Origin of the sequence: Methylorubrum thiocyanatum (assembly GCA_014138645.1) — a bacterium.
In the GTDB taxonomy this organism is placed as follows: domain Bacteria; phylum Pseudomonadota; class Alphaproteobacteria; order Rhizobiales; family Beijerinckiaceae; genus Methylobacterium; species Methylobacterium thiocyanatum.
The window spans coordinates 63,035-78,710 of sequence record JACJIB010000005.1 but is presented as its reverse complement, the minus strand read 5'-3'; the positions used below and the strand labels follow the sequence as shown (position 1 = coordinate 78,710).

Sequence of the window (15,676 nt, the reverse complement as noted above, 5' to 3'; positions counted from 1 at the left end):
TCGTCTCCGCTCAGGCCCGGGGCGTCAGCCGGAAGGCGGGAGCGTGGTCGGGCTGGGTCGTCACCACGGCCGCCGGGAGCACCGGGCGGGCATCGGCCCGCTCGATCCGGAAATGCCCGACGATGCGGCTCAGCGCGAGCGTCGCCTCGGTGAGCGCGAAGGCCGCGCCGATGCAGACCCGCGGTCCCGCCCCGAACGGCAGGTAGGCGAAGCGCGGCACCGGCGGCGCGCCGGGCAGGAAGCGGCCGGGATCGAAGGCGTCGGGATCGCGCCAGAGCCGTCGATGCCGGTGCAGCAGCCAGGGCGAGATCGTCACGCTGTCGCCGGCCTCGACGCGCTCTCCCCCGAGCACGTCCGCATGAAGCGCGCGGCGGGCCAGCACGAAGGCGGAGGGGTAGAGCCGCAGGGTCTCCTCGATCACCGCGCGGGTGAAGGGCTTTTCCGCGCTCGCGGCCTCGGCGGCCACCGCTGCTTGCGTCGCCGGCGAGAGCGCGAGCAGGGTGCAGGCCCAGAGCAGGGTCACCGCCGTGGTCTCGTGCCCGGCCAGGATCATGGTGGCGACCTGATCGCGCAGCTCCTCGTGCGAGAAGCCCCGGCCGGTCTCCGGGTCGCGGGCGGCGCGCAAGAGGTCGAGCAGGTCGCGCGCCTCCCCCTGATGCCGCCCGTCCTGCCCCTGATCCCGATCGGCGATGACGCCATCGAGGAAGGCGACCCAGTCGCGGCGGAAGCGGGCGCGGGCCCGGTCGAGCGGCGTGGCGAAGCGCAAGGGGACGAGCAGGTCGGTCAGGTGCGGGCGCCCGAGCCGGGCGGCGTAGGCTTCGAGGAAGCCGCGCAGGCGGTCGCCGTGGTCCGCCATGCCGACGGAGAACATCGTGCGCCCGGCGATCTCCAGGGCGAGCCGCTGGAGCGCGGCGAACAGATCGACCGGCCCCCGCGCCGCCGGTCCTTCGAGGGCGGCGACCGCCTCGTCGCTGGCCGAGAGGATGTGGGGCACCAGCGTCTCCACCGCCCGCGGGGTGAAGGCGGGCGCCAGCGTCCGCCGCTGGTGGCGCCATGCCGTCCCCTCGCTGATGAGCAGGCCGTCGCCCAGCATCGGCCGCAGCATGCGGATGGTGATCGGGGTGCGCGCATAGTTGGCGGCATTGTCGACCAGCACATGCCGCACGAGATCCGGATCGCTCACGGTAAAGCGGGTGCGCCCGAACAGACGGCGGCGGCGCAAGGGGGCCTCGTAGGCGGAGGCCGGCCAGCAGTCGATGCCGTTGACCCGCATCGCCGCGATGAAGCGCAGGGTCGGCAGTTCCCGCTCCGGCGGCGCCGGCACCGGCGGCACCAGGCGCGGCACCGCGCCCGCGGGCGGAGCCTGCATGTCCATTCCTCGATCCTATGCACGCCCCGAACGGGAGCCGAACGGGTGGTCGAGACGCGTTCTAGAGCCGCTGCCGATCGCGTTGCAATCGGGAGCGGACGGGGGCCTTGGCATCGTCACGGCTCCTCCCTCTCAGGCGTTGGGGCCGTCCGGGAAACCCGTGGCCGTTCAGCCGGCACCGAGCGCGACGGCACCGTGACCGCAGCCTATCGGTCGCCTTTGCGACGGGCCGACACGTGGCCGCCGTTGAGACGGCGAAGGAAGACCTGGAGGCGGGCTTCGGCCTCCCTGACCTCGGCCAGCGCCTGATGAGTGGCGTGGATATGCGCCTCGGCGGCCTCGCCGGCCGCCTCCACATCGCCCGCCATCACGCTCTCGCAGATCGCCCGGTGCTGCGCCCGGAACCGATCGCGGGTCTCGGGCCGGGTGAACCGCCTCAAGACCGCCGAGGAGCCAGCCGCCCTCAACCGCGGGGCGCCAGCCGGATCAGGCGACCGTCCGCGTCGTCGGTGAGCACCCAGAGGGTCCCGTCCGGGGCCTGCTTGACGTCGCGGACACGCTGGTTGTGGGAGAGCAGCAGGCGTTCCTCGCCGGTCACCTTGCCGTCCACGAGGACGAGGCGCGCGAGATGCCGGCCGCCGAGGGCGGACACGAAGAGGTTGCCCTGCCATTCCGGCACGCGCTCGCCCGTGTAGAACGTGATGCCGGCCGGGGCGATGGCGGGGTCCCAGTAATAGGCCGGCTGCTCGGTGCCGGGAAACTGGGTGCGGCCGCCGCCGAGCAGGCCGCCGTCGTAGCGCTTGCCGTAGGCCACCAGGGGCCAGCCGTAATTGTGGCCGGGCTCGACGCGGTCGATCTCGTCGCCGCCTTGCGGTCCATGGTCGCTGATCCAGAGGCCGCCGGTCTTCGGGTCGAGCGTCAGGCCCTCGGGGTCGCGGTGGCCGATCGACCAGACCCGCGGCTCGGCCCCGCTGACATTGACGTAGGGGTTGTCAGGCGGGATCGACCCGTCGCGGTTGATGCGCAGGATCTTGCCCATGGGCGAGGCCGGCAGTTGCGCGGCGATGCGCGTCTCGTCGGAGATCCACTCCGAGGTGCCGAGATAGAGCGTGCCGTCATGGCCGAGGACCATGCCGCCCGCGTAATGGTTGATGCCCGTATGCGCCGGCAGGGTGAGGAGTTGGGTGATCCCTTCGATGGCGCCGTCGTCGTCGGACAGGCGGCCCCGGACCACCATCAGCGCGTGCCCCTTGGGCCGGTAGCCGACGAAGGACAGGTAGATCAGCCGGTTGGTGGCGAAATCCGGATCGACGAGCACCGCGAGCAGGCCGCAATCGCCGGCAAACAGCACCGGCGGCACGTTGCCGACGGGCGCGGAGACCTCGCCCTGTGGGGTGACGATGCGCAGGGTCCCGCTCTTCTCCGTGACGAGCATGCGTCCGTCCGGCAGAAAGGCGAGCGACCAGGGATGCGAGAGGCCGCTTGCGACGACCCTCTCCTCGATGGGCGTCGCCGTGCGCACCGCGACGGCGCGGGTCTGGCTGGGAAAGGCCGGCGGCTGGGTGGGGTTCACCGCCGGGCGCTGTTCCAGAACCTGACCCTCGGGCGGCACCTCCCGGGGCGTCGGCTGACGCTGCACCGGCGCCGTGGGCGGCAGACCGGGGAAGAGGGGGATGTCGTTCGCCTCGGTGAAGGGCTCCCGGCTCGCCTTCTCGACCACGAGGGCGGGATCGACCGGTGGGCGCTCCGACCACGGGCGGGGCTGCTGTTCGGTCTTCGGCCCCTCCGCCTTGGCTCGCTCGGCGGTCTGGACGAGCGTCGTCCCCGTGAGGAGGGCGGCGAGAATCAGGCTGGGCTTCATGGGTGCGACGTCCGATGCGTTACAGAAAGGCCGTGATGGCGGAAGCGAGCGCCGCGGCGTTCTCCTCGGGCACCCAATGGTTGGCCCGATCGATGATCCGGAAGGTCACGTCGTCGGCGACCTCGCGCATCATGCCCTCGGTCATGGGCGCGAAGGCGCTGTGCGCGCCGGCGAGCGCCAGCACCGGGACCTTCAGTTTCCCGTCCCGATCCAGATCGGCGCGGTTGCGCTCGGCATCGGCCGGGAAGGCGCGATAGACCTCGAACCCCGCCCGCATCGCGCCGGGACGCGAGAAGGCGCGCACGTAGCGCGCGACCGCCTCCAGGCCGATGGCCTCGGTGTCGAAGGCGAGATCCTGGTAGAAGCGCTCCAGGTAGAGCTGCTCGCGCCCGGCGGTGAGGAGTTCGGGCAGGTCGGGCGCCCGGTGGAACTGGAAGTGCCAGAGCCGGTCCGTATTGCGCAGGCTCTCCGCGTAGGCCGCGGTGCCCGGCAGGGGCGCCTCCATCACCACGAGACGTTCGGTCCGGGCCGGAAACCGGCGGGCGAAGGCGTAGGCCACCATCATCCCGATGTCGTGCCCGACGACCGTCACAGGCCCGGTGAGCCCGAGATGGTCGTCGAGAAGCGCGTGCAGGTCGCCGGCCATGCTGTGCTTGTCGTAGCCGCCGGGCGGCTTCGAGGAGCCGCCCGCGCCGCGATAATCGGGCAGCACGACGCGCAGACCCGCCGCGACGAGCCGGGGAACCACCCGGCGCCAGGCATAGGCCGTCTCCGGATAGCCGTGAACGAGCAGCACCGTGCGCTCGCCCGTCCCGGCGACTCCGTAGTGAATGCGGAGGCCGGGCTCGACCTCGGCGGAGCCCCATTCGATCTCGACGTCGTCCCAGGTCTCGCGCATGTCGCTCCTCCGTTCAGATCGTTGCGGGATATCGGCCTCGGGCCTTGAGGGGCGCGGCCCTTCGGCCCCGCCGCGGTCGGGAGAATCCCGCCCCGGCTTCCGCCGGAGCGGACGCGTCACCAATCCTGCTTGGTGGGATGGACGACGATGTCGTTGACCGTCACGCTCGCGGGCTGGTCGAGGGCGTAGGCCACCGCGTCGGCGATGGCTTCGGGCGGGATGGCGTCCTTGTTCAGCGCGGTCGCCGCCCTGCGTCCGTCGGCGTCGGTGACCTTGTCGGCCCAGCCCGTGTCGATCACGCCGGGGCTGACCATCGACACTTGGAGGCCGCTGCCGACGCCGACCTCCTTGCGCAGGCTCTCCGTGATGCCCCGGACGAAGAACTTGGTGGCGCTGTAGACCCCAGCGCCGTCGCCGGCATGGATGCCGGCCACCGAGCTGAGGTTCAGGATCCGCCCGGACTTCCGCTCCAGCATCGACGGCAGCACGGCCGCGATGGCGTAGAGGTAGCCGCGCAGATTGGTGTCGATCATCTTGTCCCAGTCGTCGAGCGCCGTGTCCTTCCAGGCGGAGAAGAGCATCAGCCCGGCATTGTTCACCAGGATGTCGACGGGGCCGTAGGTCTCCTCGGCCAGGGCGACCAGCGCCCTGAGATCGGCCGGCTCGGTGACGTCGGTGACCCGGTAGACGGCCGTCCCTCCGGCCTCCGCGATGTCGGAGACCAGAGCGCACAGCGTCTCCTCGTTGCGGGCGGCCAGGACGACCCTGGCGCCCGAGGCCGCGAGCCGCTTGGCGGTGGCGGCGCCGATGCCGGAGGAGGCGCCGGTGACGATCGTCACCGCATCGGTGAGATGGCTCATCGCGAGGCTCCTCAGGCCCGAAGCCTGGTCTTCTCGGCATGGCGCGCGGCCTTCACCGGCTCGGGCGTGACGCGGTTGTCGACCACCGTCTGCTTGGTCTCCTCGTCGCCGCCGACGACGTGATCGACATCGTTCATCAGCGCCTCGAAGCCCTGCCGGGCGACCTCGGTCTTGTCGTTCTTCTTGCCCTGGTCGATGGCGCTGCTCGCCATGCCGGCATTCTTGTGGAACTGGCTGTCGGTGGCGCCGGGCAGCAGCGCCGTCACGGTCACGCCGGTCCCCCGGAGTTCCTCGCGCAGGCTCTCGGCGAACATGAAGCCGAACGCCTTCGAGGGGCCGTAGACGGTCTCGTAGGGCGTCGGCAGGGTGGCCGAGACCGAGGACGTGATCAGGATGCGGCCCCGTCCCTTCGGGACCATGTGCTGCACGACCCGCTTGGCGAGATGCACGGTGCCGGTGATGTTGATGGCGATGAGCCGGAATTCGGCCTCGAGCGTGTTGTCGACGAAGGCGCCGCCCTGGCCGATGCCGACATTGAGCGCCGCGGCCTCCACCGGCCTGCCGAGTTCGGTCACGAAGGTCCAGAAGCCCTCGACCCCGTCATAGGTCGCGGCGTCGGCCTTGTGCGGGTAGGCCTCGACGCCGAGTCCGCGCAGGGCGTCGGCGGCGGAGAATACCTTGTCGCTGGACCCTGAGATGGCGACGTCGAAGCCGTTCTGGGCGAACTGCTTGGCAAGCTCGAAACCGATGCCGGACGAACCGCCGGTGACGAGGGCGAGGGGGCGTTGCGTCGTCATGATCTCACTCCTTGGATGACACGTTGGATTGCAAGTTGAGCCCGGCGCAGGCGTGCCCGCACGGAGAGATCCCTCCCGTGATCGCAGCACGCGCGCTGGTTGATTTCTGCGGCGTCGAGGACCTAACGAAGTCGAAGGCGGTTGGCTGCCTCGAATCCGTTGACCTGAAGTGCACGGCGAGTTGAGGTGCACTCACCTCGCCAGGGGCATCGGATCCCTGCGAGGGAACTTGGCGACCGCGTTCGAGGGACGCGCGGCCTGTCCTCGGGCGGCGCGTGCGGCGGCTCGGGTCCGAACCCTTTGCGATCCGTCTAAGCCGACGGGTAGGCGACGCGGTACCGGAGCGCGACGGCGCCCGCCTGACGGACCTCCGCGGAGACGAGGCTCAGCCGGACCCGATCGGCCAAGCCGTCCTCGCCGGCCTCGAACAGGGTCTGGCTTCCCGAATGGCCGCCGATGGCCGGGAACAGCACGAGGCTGATCTCATCCACCAAGCCGGCCTTCAGGAAGGCGGCGTTGGTATGGGCGCCGCCCTCCAGGATCAGCCGGCGGACGCCGAAATTCGCGGACAGGGCCTCGAGCGTTCGCCCCAGATCGATCTCCGGCTGTTCCGACACGATGTAGGAGATGCCGTCGGCGGCGAGTTCGGCGAGATGCGCGTCGGGGACGTCCCTGCCGAGAACCATGACGAGGGGCGCCCCGTAGGTCTCCGGCCCGGTCCAGTGCAGCTTGCCGTGCGGGTCGATCAGGACCGCGTATTCCTCGGCTCCCGCCCGCGCGACGTGGAGGGGCCGTTCCACCGCCGGCACGGGCTCCGGAGGGTGCGGCTGCCCCTCGGCGAATTCCGCGCCCACGGCCCGCCCGGCGATCCAGGCGTCCCCCTCCAGCGCCTCGTGCACGCGGTCGTATTCCGCGATCAGCGCCTCGGCCGGGCGCCCCGTCGACGGGCTCCAGCGGTCGACGAGGAGTTCGCCGTCGAGGGGCCCCATCATGTGACAGATCACGTAGGGCCTCATCGGTCGGCTCCCTTCGCGGCGAAGGCGTCGAACCGGGCCTTCCACTCCGGATGCCAGCGCGACAGCGCCGGACGGTTCTCGATGATGTCGCCCGCGGCCCAGGCGATGCGCCGCTCGTCCTGTGCCCGGGTGGTCTCGTTGTCGGGGCAGAGGACGTAGAAGTCGCCGGCCGCCACGCGTTCCATCATGAAGGCGACGGTCTCCTCCGGCGTCCACGCGCCCGCGGGCTTCTCCGCAATGCCGCGCGCCCGGGCGAGCCCGGTATAGACGAAGCCGGGGATGAACAGGTGCGCGGTGACCGGCGCGCCGCTTCCGCGCAGCTCGTGCGCCAGAGCCTCCGTCGCGGCCTTCACGCCCGCCTTGGAGACGTTGTAGGGCGTGTTGCCCGGCGGCGTGGTGATCCCCTGCTTCGATCCCGTGACGATGATCGCCCCCGCTCGTCCGGCGGCGATCAGGCGGGGGGCGAAGGCACGGATGCCGTGGATCACCCCCCACAGGTTGACGTCGAGGATGCGCCGCCACGTCGCCTCGTCGGCGAAGATCCGGCCGCCGGCCTCGATGCCGGCATTCAGCATCACGAGGCTCGGCGGCCCCTCCGCCGAGGCCGCCTCCGCCAGCGCCTCCATTGCGGCGCCGTCACCGACATCGGTGGGCACCGCCCGGACCGAGGCGCCGGATCGTTCGAGTTCGGACCGCGCCCGCTCCAGCGCCTCGCCGGGCAGGTCGGCCAGGACCACGCGCATGCCGCGTGCCGCGAAGGCCTGCGCGGCGGCGCGGCCGATCCCGCTCGCCGCGCCGGTGACGACGGCCGTTCCGCCGCCCGTGAAGAGATGGGTCCCGTCTGGTTCCGCCATGGTGCTTATCCTCCGAAAGACAGTCGCAGGAGTGGTGGGGGTGTCGGCCCGGAAGGGGTATCGCGGGCGTCAGGCCGGGTCGGTCCAGCGGTGGACAGGCTTGAAGCCGAGCACGCGCTTGGCCTTCGCGTTCGAGAGGATCACCTCGTTGCCGGTGAACGCCTTTTTCCGCTCGGCCTGCGGGTAGTAGCGATCGAGGAGTTCCGCGGTCGGCCTGCGCATCACCGTCTCGTCGTTGGTGATGAGGAACGCGTCCTTGCCCCGCACGTCGTAGCGGACCGCGCATTCGATGCCCTGGGCGGCGTCGCGGTTGTCGATGTAGGTCCACAGGTTCCAGAGGCGCCGGGTCGGATCGTCCTGCCAGCCCTCGAACTTGGCATATTCCTCCGGGTCCATGACGTTGGACAGCCGCAGGCAGGTGATCCGCATCTCCGGGTCGTTGAGGCAGAACTGGCGCGCCATCTCCTCGCCCAGCACCTTGGTCAGCGCGTACACGTTGTAGCCGCGCATCGGGTAATCCTCGTCCACCGGGACATAGGGGACGTCGGTCTTGTCGAAGGGCACCCCGATGCCGACCTCGCTGGCCGCCCAGACGATGTCCTTGATGCCGAGGCGCCGCGCCGCCTCGAACACGTTGTAGGTCGCCATCATGTTGAGCCGGAACTCGTCGCTGTCCGGCAGCATGCGCGGGTGCGGAATGCTGGCGAGGTGGACGACGACGTCGAAGGCTCGGGGCTCCGCACGGGCGTAGGTGTCCTCGCCGACGGACGAGAGGGCATCGAGCGTCTGACCGAAATCGGTCAGGTCCGCGACCATCGCCAGTTCGTCCGGGTCGGACGGGGCGTCGCGGTCGATCACGAAGACGTCGTAACCCTTATCCTTCAGGTAGGGCACGAGGACCTTGCCGACCTTCCCGTGGCCTCCGGTCACGGCGATGCGCTTGCTGTCTCCGGGCATGTCTCAGTCTCGGTTGTCGATGGATGCCGGCGTTCGGCCTTGCGGACAGCTAACCACGCCCGAGCGCGCTTGTGCCGCCCTGAAACTCACCGTAGCGTTCAGCAGAACTCAACACCGAAGCGGGAACGGCGATCGTGACTGGACTGACCCGGGGTGATCTGGGCGACCTCAACCTGTTCCGCGTGATCGCCCGGGCCGGCGGCTTCCGGCGCGCCGCCCTCGAACTCGACGTCTCGCCGTCCGCGCTGAGCCACGCCCTGCGGGGGCTGGAGACCCGGATCGGCGTGCGGCTGTTCAACCGGACCAACCGCGCCGTCACCCTGACGGAAGCCGGCGCCGATCTGCTCACCCGGTTGGAGGCCGGGTTCGGTGAGATCGAGGAGGGTCTGGAGGCGCTCAACCGGTACCGGGGGAAACCGGCGGGTCGTCTCAGGCTCAACGTGTTGACCGATGCCGCCCGCCTGGTGCTCGGCCCGGCCCTGTCGGGCTTCCTCGCCGCTTACCCGGACGTGCGGTTGGAGGTCGTGGTCCAGGACGACTTCGTCGACATCGTCGGGCAGGGCTTCGATGCGGGGATCCGCTTCGGAGGGCGCGTCCCCGAGGAGATGATCGCGGTTCCCATCGGGGGTGACATCCGATGGATCATGGTGGCCTCCCCGGGCTACCTCGAGAAGGCCCCTCCCCTGGAGCACCCGTCCGACTTGGCGGCCCACCGTTGCATCGGTCTGCGAATGGGCACCGGCGCGATCTACCATTGGGAAGTGGAGCGCGGGGCGGAGCATCGCGTCGTCGACGTCGCGTGGTCCGTCGTGCTGAGCGAGACGGCGCTCGCGGTGGCGATGGCCGAGACGGACGGCGGGATCACCTATTGCCAGGAGGGCTTGGTCGCACGGCAGCTGGCGGCCGGCACCCTGCGGGAAGTCCTGCCGGAATGGAGTTCCCCCGGTCCGGGCTTTCACGTCTACTATTCAAGCCGCCGCCAGGTGCCTCAAGCCCTTCGGGCGCTGATCGCCTACCTGCGTGAACACGCCGGTCCGGGGCTATCCTGAGCCCCGAGCCCTTCCAGGGAGGCCGGCTCCCGTGCGGCGCGCAACCGATCCCGCGCGGTCAGCGCCCCGCGCAGGATCGAGGCATATCCCGTGCAGCGGCAGAGATTGCCGGCGAGCGCCGCCCGGATCTCCGCCTCGTCGGCCTCCGGCGCGCGGTCGAACAGGGCGGCCAGGGCGAGGACGAAGCCCGGTGCGCAGTAGCCGCACTGGAACGCGTTCTCGTCGATGAGGGCGGCGCGCACGATGGCGACCGCCTCGCCCGCCTCGGCGTGGTCCGCGGTCAGGATCTCGGCCCCGTCCAGGCGGTAGGCCATGACGAGGCAGGCGTTGACGGGCCGCCCGTCCATCAGGACCGTGCAGGCGCCGCAGCGCCCGATCCGGCAACCGGGCTTGGCCGCCATGAGCCCGTGATCCTCGCGCAGGATGTCGAGGAGGCTGCGGGCGGGATCGCCGGGCAGGGCGCCGGGCAGGATCCCGTCTTGCCCGTTCAGGCGGAAGCGCGGCGCGCTCACGCCGCCGCTCCGTCGGAGAGCGCCTGCAGGAGAGCCTCGGGCGAGAAGGGGGCGGCGCAGGGCCAGTGGCCGATGGCGTCGGCCACCGCCGCCGCGATGGCCGGGGTCACCGCGCCGATGCCGAGTTCGCCGATTCCGCGCGGGCCGTAGGGGTCGCCCGGATCGAGCGCCTCCAGGGCGAGGATGCGGCTGCGCTCCGGCGCGTCGGCGATGGTGGGCATCAGGTAGCCGTCGAGGTTCGAGGCCGCGTAGCGTCCCGCCTCCATCGGGGCATCCTCGGTGAGGGTAAATCCGAGCCCCTGCACGCCGCCGCCCTCGATCTGGCCGAGATAGGCGGCGGTATCGAGCACCGGGCCGGCGGCGGTGTGCTGGTGGAGGTCGAGCACGCGGACCTGCCCCGTGACGCGGTCCACGGCGACGCGGGCCAGGGTCGCGCCGAAGGCGAAGAGGTAGCGGGCATTGCCCGCCACGTAGTCGGCCTTGGGAAATTCGAAGGCGGCACGCGACCGCGGCAGGGCCTCGGGGGCGAGGTCGGCGGCGAGGTCGGCGAGGCCGAGGAGCGGACGCCCGCTGTTCGAGCGCGCCTCGCGGATGCCGCCGGGGCCGAGCGCCAGATCCGCCGCCGACCGGCCGAGGCGATGCGCCGCCGCGTCGAGGAGGGCGCGGACGAAGGCGGGCGCGGCGCGCCGGGCGCCCTCCCAGACCACGAAGGTGCCGCGCGAGGCGGTGGTGGAGCCGGAATCCGGAGTGCGCCCGGTATCGCCGATGACGGGCCGGATCTCGGCGCGCGCCACCCCGAGGCGGGCGGCGACGGCGCTGCGGATCGCCGCCTGGAGCCCCTGGCCGATCTCGTCGAGGCCGTAGAGCGCCTCGATCGCACCGTCGGGGGCGAGGCGCAGTTCGACGGCGGCGCGGTCCTCCGGCAACGAGCCGAGGCCGTTGCCCTGATAGTTGAGCGCGAGGCCGACGCCGACCGCGGCCTGCGCCGGTTCGGCTCCGGCGGACCAGAGCGGGCTCGCCGCGGCGGCGTCGAGCATCTCGGCGAGGCGCTCGCTCGGTCCCACCCGCTGGCCGAAGAAGCCGGGGCTGCCCGGCGCCCGCAGGTTGCGGCGGCGCATCGCGACGGGATCGCAGCCCACGGCGTCCGCGAGGCGCCCGACCTGGCATTCGATCGCGTAGGTCATCTCGTTGGCGCCGAAGCCGCGGAACGCGCCGCAGGTGCCGTTGTTGCTCGCCACGAGCCGCGCGACCCCCGCGACGTTCGGGACGACATACGGCCCGCAGCAATGCTCCAAAGCCGTCTCGATCACTGCGGGGCTCAAGGAGGCGTAGGCGCCCCCGTCCGCGGTCAGTTCGACGGAGACGGCGAGCAGGCGGCCCTCGGCATCGCAGCCGGTGCGCATGCGGATCCGCATCGGGTTGCGCTTCACGCCCGCCGCCACCGATTCCGCCCGGCCGAGATGGAGCCGCACCGGCCGCCCGGTCCTCACCGCGAGCAGCGCGAGCGCCGGCTGCACGGTCAGTTCGTCCTTGCCGCCGAAGGCGCCCCCGGTGGGGCTGGTGACGACCCGGATCCGCGCTTCCGGCCAGCCGAGGATGCGGGCGATCTGGAGCCGGTCGCGGGCCCCGTGCTGCCCGCCGACGCGGATCGTGAGGCTGCCGTCGGCCTCGACCCTCGCCCAGCCGCCCTCGGTCTCGAGGAAGCCGTGCATCTGCCGCGGCGTCACGTAAGTGTCCTCGACCACGTGGGCGCAGGCCGCGAAGGCCGCCTCGGCATCCCCGCGGGCGACGCGGACCTCGCGGCGCAGGTTGCCCTCCGGATGCAGCGGGGGCGCGCCGGGGGCGAGCGCCGCCTCCGGGCTGTCGAGGACCGGCAGCGGCGCGTAGGCGACGCGGATCAGCGCAAGGGCGGCCTCGGCGGTGGCCTCGTCCACGGCGGCCACCGCCGCCACCGCATCGCCGACATAGCGCACGCGCTCGCCGCAGAGGGCGGGCTGGTCCTGCATCATGATCCCGTAAGCGTTGAGCCCCGGCACGTCGCGGTGGGTCAGCACGGCGGCCACTCCCGGCAGGGCCTCCGCCTCGGCGGTGTCGATCGCCAGGATGCGGGCATGCGGCCGGCCGGCGCGCAGGATGCGGCCGACGAGCATGCCCGGCTCCCGCGCGTCGGTGAGATAGGCGAGCCGGCCGTGAACCTTGTCGGCGATGTCCGGGCGCCGGTGCCATCCCGCCGGATCGGCCGCGCGCGCGACCACGCGCTCGCCCGCCGGGGCGCCTGCGCCGACGGGCCGGTGCCGGGGAAAGGTTTTGCGCGGGGCTCCCCCGGCCGGAAGGGCTTCGAACCCGCCGAGCCCGGCGACGAGGGCGTTGGCCGCCGCCAGACGCCGGTAGCGGGCGCTGCGCAGGCGATCGTCCGGCGCATCGATCTCGGCCAGGAGCGCAGCGTGGAGGCCCGCCCAGTCGACGGCGTCCCGCGACCGGCCCGCGAGGAGTGCCTCGCAACGGGGCAGACGCTGCGGGCGCACCGGGCCGCCGCCGACCGCGAGGCGGGCCGCGCCGATGATGCCGCCAGCGAGGGCGAGCAGGCCGGCCACGCCGACGACGCTCGGGCTGAAGGCCGCCCGCAGGCCCACCTTGCGCAAGGTCGCGGGCGATCCCGCCGGCTGCGGCGGGAGCGTGACGGCGAGGATGAGGCAGGCGGGGTCGGGGGCCCGCCCGAGCCAGTCGGCGAGCGCCACCCGCTCCCGGCCCGCCGCCGTCAGGATGTCGAGGGCCGCGTCGAGGGCGAGGAGGGCGGGCAGGCAGCAGCCCGTCCGTCCCGCCACGTTGCCGCCGAGGCTCGCCAGGCTGCGCACCGCTGGGGCGGCGACGGTCCGCACCGCCCGGCTCAGGAGGGGCGCGCGCCGCGCCACGGTCGGGTCCGCCTCGATCGCCGCGAGCGGGGTCGCCGCACCGATGCGCAGATCGCCGCCCGCCGCCTCGATGCCGCGCAGATCCGGCAGACCGGAGAGGTCCACGAGGAGGCCGGGACGCGGCGCGCCCGCCGCCCAGTCGAGCTGGAGCGCGGTGGCGCCGGCGGCGAACCGGGCCTCGCCGCCGTGCCGCGACAGGGCTTCGAGCGCCTCGGCGGCATCGCGCGGCCTCACGACGCGCAGGGCCGGCCCGCTCATGCCCGCGCCGTCCCGGTCGATCGCCATCCCGCGGCGTGCCCCGCATGCCGGGGCCGGGCTTCGGGGGCGCGCGTCATCCGTGCCCCACCGTGCCGAAGCGAAGCCCCTTCTCCTTGAGCCAGCGCCGGTAGACCACGGAGGACTTGTCGGCCCGCGTCGGGATCTCGTGGCGGGGCTCCAGCGGCAGCCGAAGCGGGCGCTGGTTCTCGACGATGATGCGGTCCTGCAGGAAGATCGTCTGCTCGAAGTGCAGCAGCGCCGTGTGGGTCGAGCAGGCATCCACGAGGTACATCACCGGCTGGGCCCGGCACAGCTCCTCCTCCATCGGCTGGATGAACAGGGCGATGGCGTCGAGGCGGTCCGGGGCGCTCGGGCAGACCCGGTAGAGCATCACCACGAAGGGCGAGGGCACCCGGTAGGTGAGGCGGACGAAGTCGCCTTCCGTCTCGGTCGCGGCGATGCGGGGCTGGAAGAAGCTGCAATTCGTCGCCCAGACCTCGTCCACGTCGCGGCGGATCTCGGAGGCGTAGGCCGGCACCTCGGTATGCGGCTCAGCCCCGAGGATGTCGGTGTGGACGAAGGGGAAATGGGCCATGTCGAGGAAGTTCTCGACCACGCGCGGACCGGAGGTGCGCATCTTCACCCAGCCGCAGGGAACGTGGCGGCGGTCCGCCTCGTCGGCTTCCGCGATCGCGAGCACGTCGCGGTTGGGGTGGCCCAGCGTGGTCCAGAGGCAACCGTAGCGCTCGCGCACCGGAAGCGGCGGGCCGAACCCGTCGGCGAAGCGTTCGCGCACCCGCGGCGCGCCGTCCGGCATCCGGTCGCAGACGATGTCCTGGCCGAGGAGGCGCGTGACGACGGGAGTTGCCGTCACGGCCGTCGCGGTCTCGACCGCGTACCATTCATCGAGGGCGACCCGGTCGTCGGTCTTCATCGGGAGGCTCCCCTCATCGGCCGGGCTCCGTCCATTGGACGGAGCCGGTCTCGTTCTCGGCGAGCCAGGCCGCGCGGCGCGCGAACAGGCCGGGCGCGAGGCCGCGGACGTGATCGATCAGGGCGCGCAGGTCGGCGGTCTTGAGGCGCCCGTCCTCGACCACGACCACGCCGTCGACCATGGTCAGGTCGACATCCGAGCCCCGCACCGCGTGGACGAGGTTGTGCTGGAGGTTGAACCAGGGCCCGTCGCCGAAGAGCGGCGTCATCCGCGGCGTGTCGGTGCGGATCGCGATCAGGTCGGCGCGCTTGCCCGGTTCGAGCGAGCCGATCTCATCCTCGAGCCCGAGCGCCTTGGCGCCGAGGATCGTTCCCATGCGCAGCGCCTCCCAGGAATCGAGGGCCGCCGCATCGAGGGTCTTGAGCTTGCCCAGCAGCGAGGCGGCCTTCATCTCCTCGAACAGGTCGAGGTTGTTGTTCTCCTTCTCGCCGTCGGTGCCGAGGCCGACCGCAACGCCGGCCCGCAGCATCGCCTCGACCGGCGCGATGCCGCTGGCGAGCTTCATGTTGCTGACGGGGTTGTGCGCCACCGCCACCCCGCGGGCGGCGATCAGCTCGATCTCGGCGGCATCGAGCCAGACCGCGTGGGCGATGAGCGCGTGCGGCGTCTCGAAGAAGCCGAGACGGTCGAGGGCGACCATCGCCCGACAGCCGTAGCGCCGCTCGAACTCGGCGACCTCGACCTCGGCCTCGCTGCAATGGGTGTGGAAGCCGGTGCGGTGGCGTTTCGCCATCTCGATGGCGCGGCGCTGCCCCGCCTCGTCGGCGTAGAACAGGTGCTCCAGCCCGACCCAGACGTTGATGCGCCCGTTCGCGCTGCGGTGCCGGCTCTCGATCAGCCGCTCGTTGTCGTCGAGGCGGTCGAAGTAATCGTAGTCGGGATGCGCGCCGACGTAAGGAACGCAGACGAGGCGGTTGCCGAGCGTCTCGGCGGCTCGCGCGCTTCCTTCCATGAAGCGCCACATGTCGAGCATCGTCGTGCTGCCGGAGAGAAGCCCCTCGGCGTAGCAGAGCCAGGAGGCGGCCTCCGCCTCCTCGGGGCGCAGCAGCCGGTGCATCGGGTTGATGTGCAGCCGCAGCCAATCCCAGACCGGAAGGTGCTCGGCGGTGCCGCGCAGGAAGCCCGAATGCATGTGCGCGTTGACGAGGCCCGGCATCAGCAGCCGGTCGGGCAGGCGCACGACCGGCACACCGGGATGGGCGGCGGCGATGGCCTCGCGCGGCCCGACCGCGCCGATCCGGCTCCCCTGGATCAGCACCGCGCCGTCGGTGAGGACGCGGTTGTCCGGGTCCATCGTCAGGACGAGGTCGGCGGCGAGGATGCGGTCGGCACTCATGTC

The 15,676-nt window shown here is 72.0% G+C and carries 14 protein-coding genes; 1 reads left to right on the top strand and 13 read right to left on the bottom strand.

Annotated features, from left to right (window positions below):
• Window positions 1-10: 10 nt before the first annotated feature.
• From HNR51_RS14750 to HNR51_RS14710, 9 genes are all read right to left on the bottom strand, one after another.
• On the bottom strand, window positions 11-1,375 hold the full coding sequence (locus tag HNR51_RS14750) for a cytochrome P450 (protein ID WP_182555424.1): 1,365 nt from the start codon (window positions 1,373-1,375) through the stop codon (window positions 11-13).
• A 200-nt stretch (window positions 1,376-1,575) separates the two neighbouring features.
• On the bottom strand, window positions 1,576-1,809 hold the full coding sequence (locus tag HNR51_RS14745; RefSeq protein ID WP_182555423.1) for an FCD domain-containing protein: 234 nt from the start codon (window positions 1,807-1,809) through the stop codon (window positions 1,576-1,578).
• 23 nt (window positions 1,810-1,832) lie between these two features.
• The gene (locus HNR51_RS14740; RefSeq protein WP_182555422.1) at window positions 1,833-3,230 is read right to left on the bottom strand and encodes a PQQ-dependent sugar dehydrogenase; all 1,398 of its coding nucleotides are present in this window, start codon (window positions 3,228-3,230) and stop codon (window positions 1,833-1,835) included.
• Window positions 3,231-3,249: 19 nt separating this feature from the next.
• Window positions 3,250-4,128, bottom strand: coding sequence for an alpha/beta fold hydrolase (locus HNR51_RS14735; RefSeq protein WP_182555421.1), 879 nt, complete (start codon window positions 4,126-4,128; stop codon window positions 3,250-3,252).
• Window positions 4,129-4,244: 116 nt separating this feature from the next.
• Entirely contained in the window at window positions 4,245-4,988 is a 744-nt protein-coding gene (locus HNR51_RS14730) for an SDR family oxidoreductase (protein ID WP_182555420.1), read from the bottom strand.
• An 11-nt stretch (window positions 4,989-4,999) separates the two neighbouring features.
• On the bottom strand, window positions 5,000-5,785 hold the full coding sequence (locus HNR51_RS14725) for an SDR family NAD(P)-dependent oxidoreductase (protein ID WP_012453147.1): 786 nt from the start codon (window positions 5,783-5,785) through the stop codon (window positions 5,000-5,002).
• 311 nt (window positions 5,786-6,096) lie between these two features.
• The gene (locus tag HNR51_RS14720) at window positions 6,097-6,801 is read right to left on the bottom strand and encodes a dihydrofolate reductase family protein (RefSeq protein ID WP_182555419.1); all 705 of its coding nucleotides are present in this window, start codon (window positions 6,799-6,801) and stop codon (window positions 6,097-6,099) included.
• Window positions 6,798-7,655, bottom strand: coding sequence for an SDR family NAD(P)-dependent oxidoreductase (locus tag HNR51_RS14715; RefSeq protein WP_182555418.1), 858 nt, complete (start codon window positions 7,653-7,655; stop codon window positions 6,798-6,800). The genes HNR51_RS14720 and HNR51_RS14715 overlap by 4 nt, the downstream gene beginning before the upstream one ends.
• Before the next feature lie 69 nt (window positions 7,656-7,724).
• Window positions 7,725-8,612: an NAD-dependent epimerase/dehydratase family protein gene (locus HNR51_RS14710; RefSeq protein WP_182555417.1), complete on the bottom strand. Its 888-nt coding sequence runs from the start codon at window positions 8,610-8,612 to the stop codon at window positions 7,725-7,727.
• A gap of 134 nt (window positions 8,613-8,746) precedes the next feature.
• Between HNR51_RS14710 and HNR51_RS14705 the strand changes: the two genes are divergently transcribed.
• Entirely contained in the window at window positions 8,747-9,661 is a 915-nt protein-coding gene (locus tag HNR51_RS14705; RefSeq protein ID WP_182555416.1) for a LysR family transcriptional regulator, read from the top strand.
• Here HNR51_RS14705 and HNR51_RS14700 read toward each other — a convergent pair.
• The 4 genes from HNR51_RS14700 to HNR51_RS14685 are packed head-to-tail and all read right to left on the bottom strand — an operon-like array spanning window position 9,625 to window position 15,673.
• A complete protein-coding gene (locus HNR51_RS14700; RefSeq protein WP_182555415.1) occupies window positions 9,625-10,173 on the bottom strand; it encodes a (2Fe-2S)-binding protein in 549 nt (182 codons plus the stop codon). The two genes, HNR51_RS14705 and HNR51_RS14700, sit on opposite strands and share 37 nt — an antisense overlap.
• Window positions 10,170-13,370, bottom strand: coding sequence for a molybdopterin cofactor-binding domain-containing protein (locus HNR51_RS14695; protein WP_239681634.1), 3,201 nt, complete (start codon window positions 13,368-13,370; stop codon window positions 10,170-10,172). The genes HNR51_RS14700 and HNR51_RS14695 overlap by 4 nt, the downstream gene beginning before the upstream one ends.
• 46 nt (window positions 13,371-13,416) lie before the next feature.
• The gene (locus HNR51_RS14690) at window positions 13,417-14,277 is read right to left on the bottom strand and encodes an aromatic ring-hydroxylating oxygenase subunit alpha (RefSeq protein ID WP_182555414.1); all 861 of its coding nucleotides are present in this window, start codon (window positions 14,275-14,277) and stop codon (window positions 13,417-13,419) included.
• A gap of 13 nt (window positions 14,278-14,290) precedes the next feature.
• The gene (locus HNR51_RS14685; protein WP_182555413.1) at window positions 14,291-15,673 is read right to left on the bottom strand and encodes an amidohydrolase family protein; all 1,383 of its coding nucleotides are present in this window, start codon (window positions 15,671-15,673) and stop codon (window positions 14,291-14,293) included.
• Window positions 15,674-15,676: the final 3 nt, after the last annotated feature.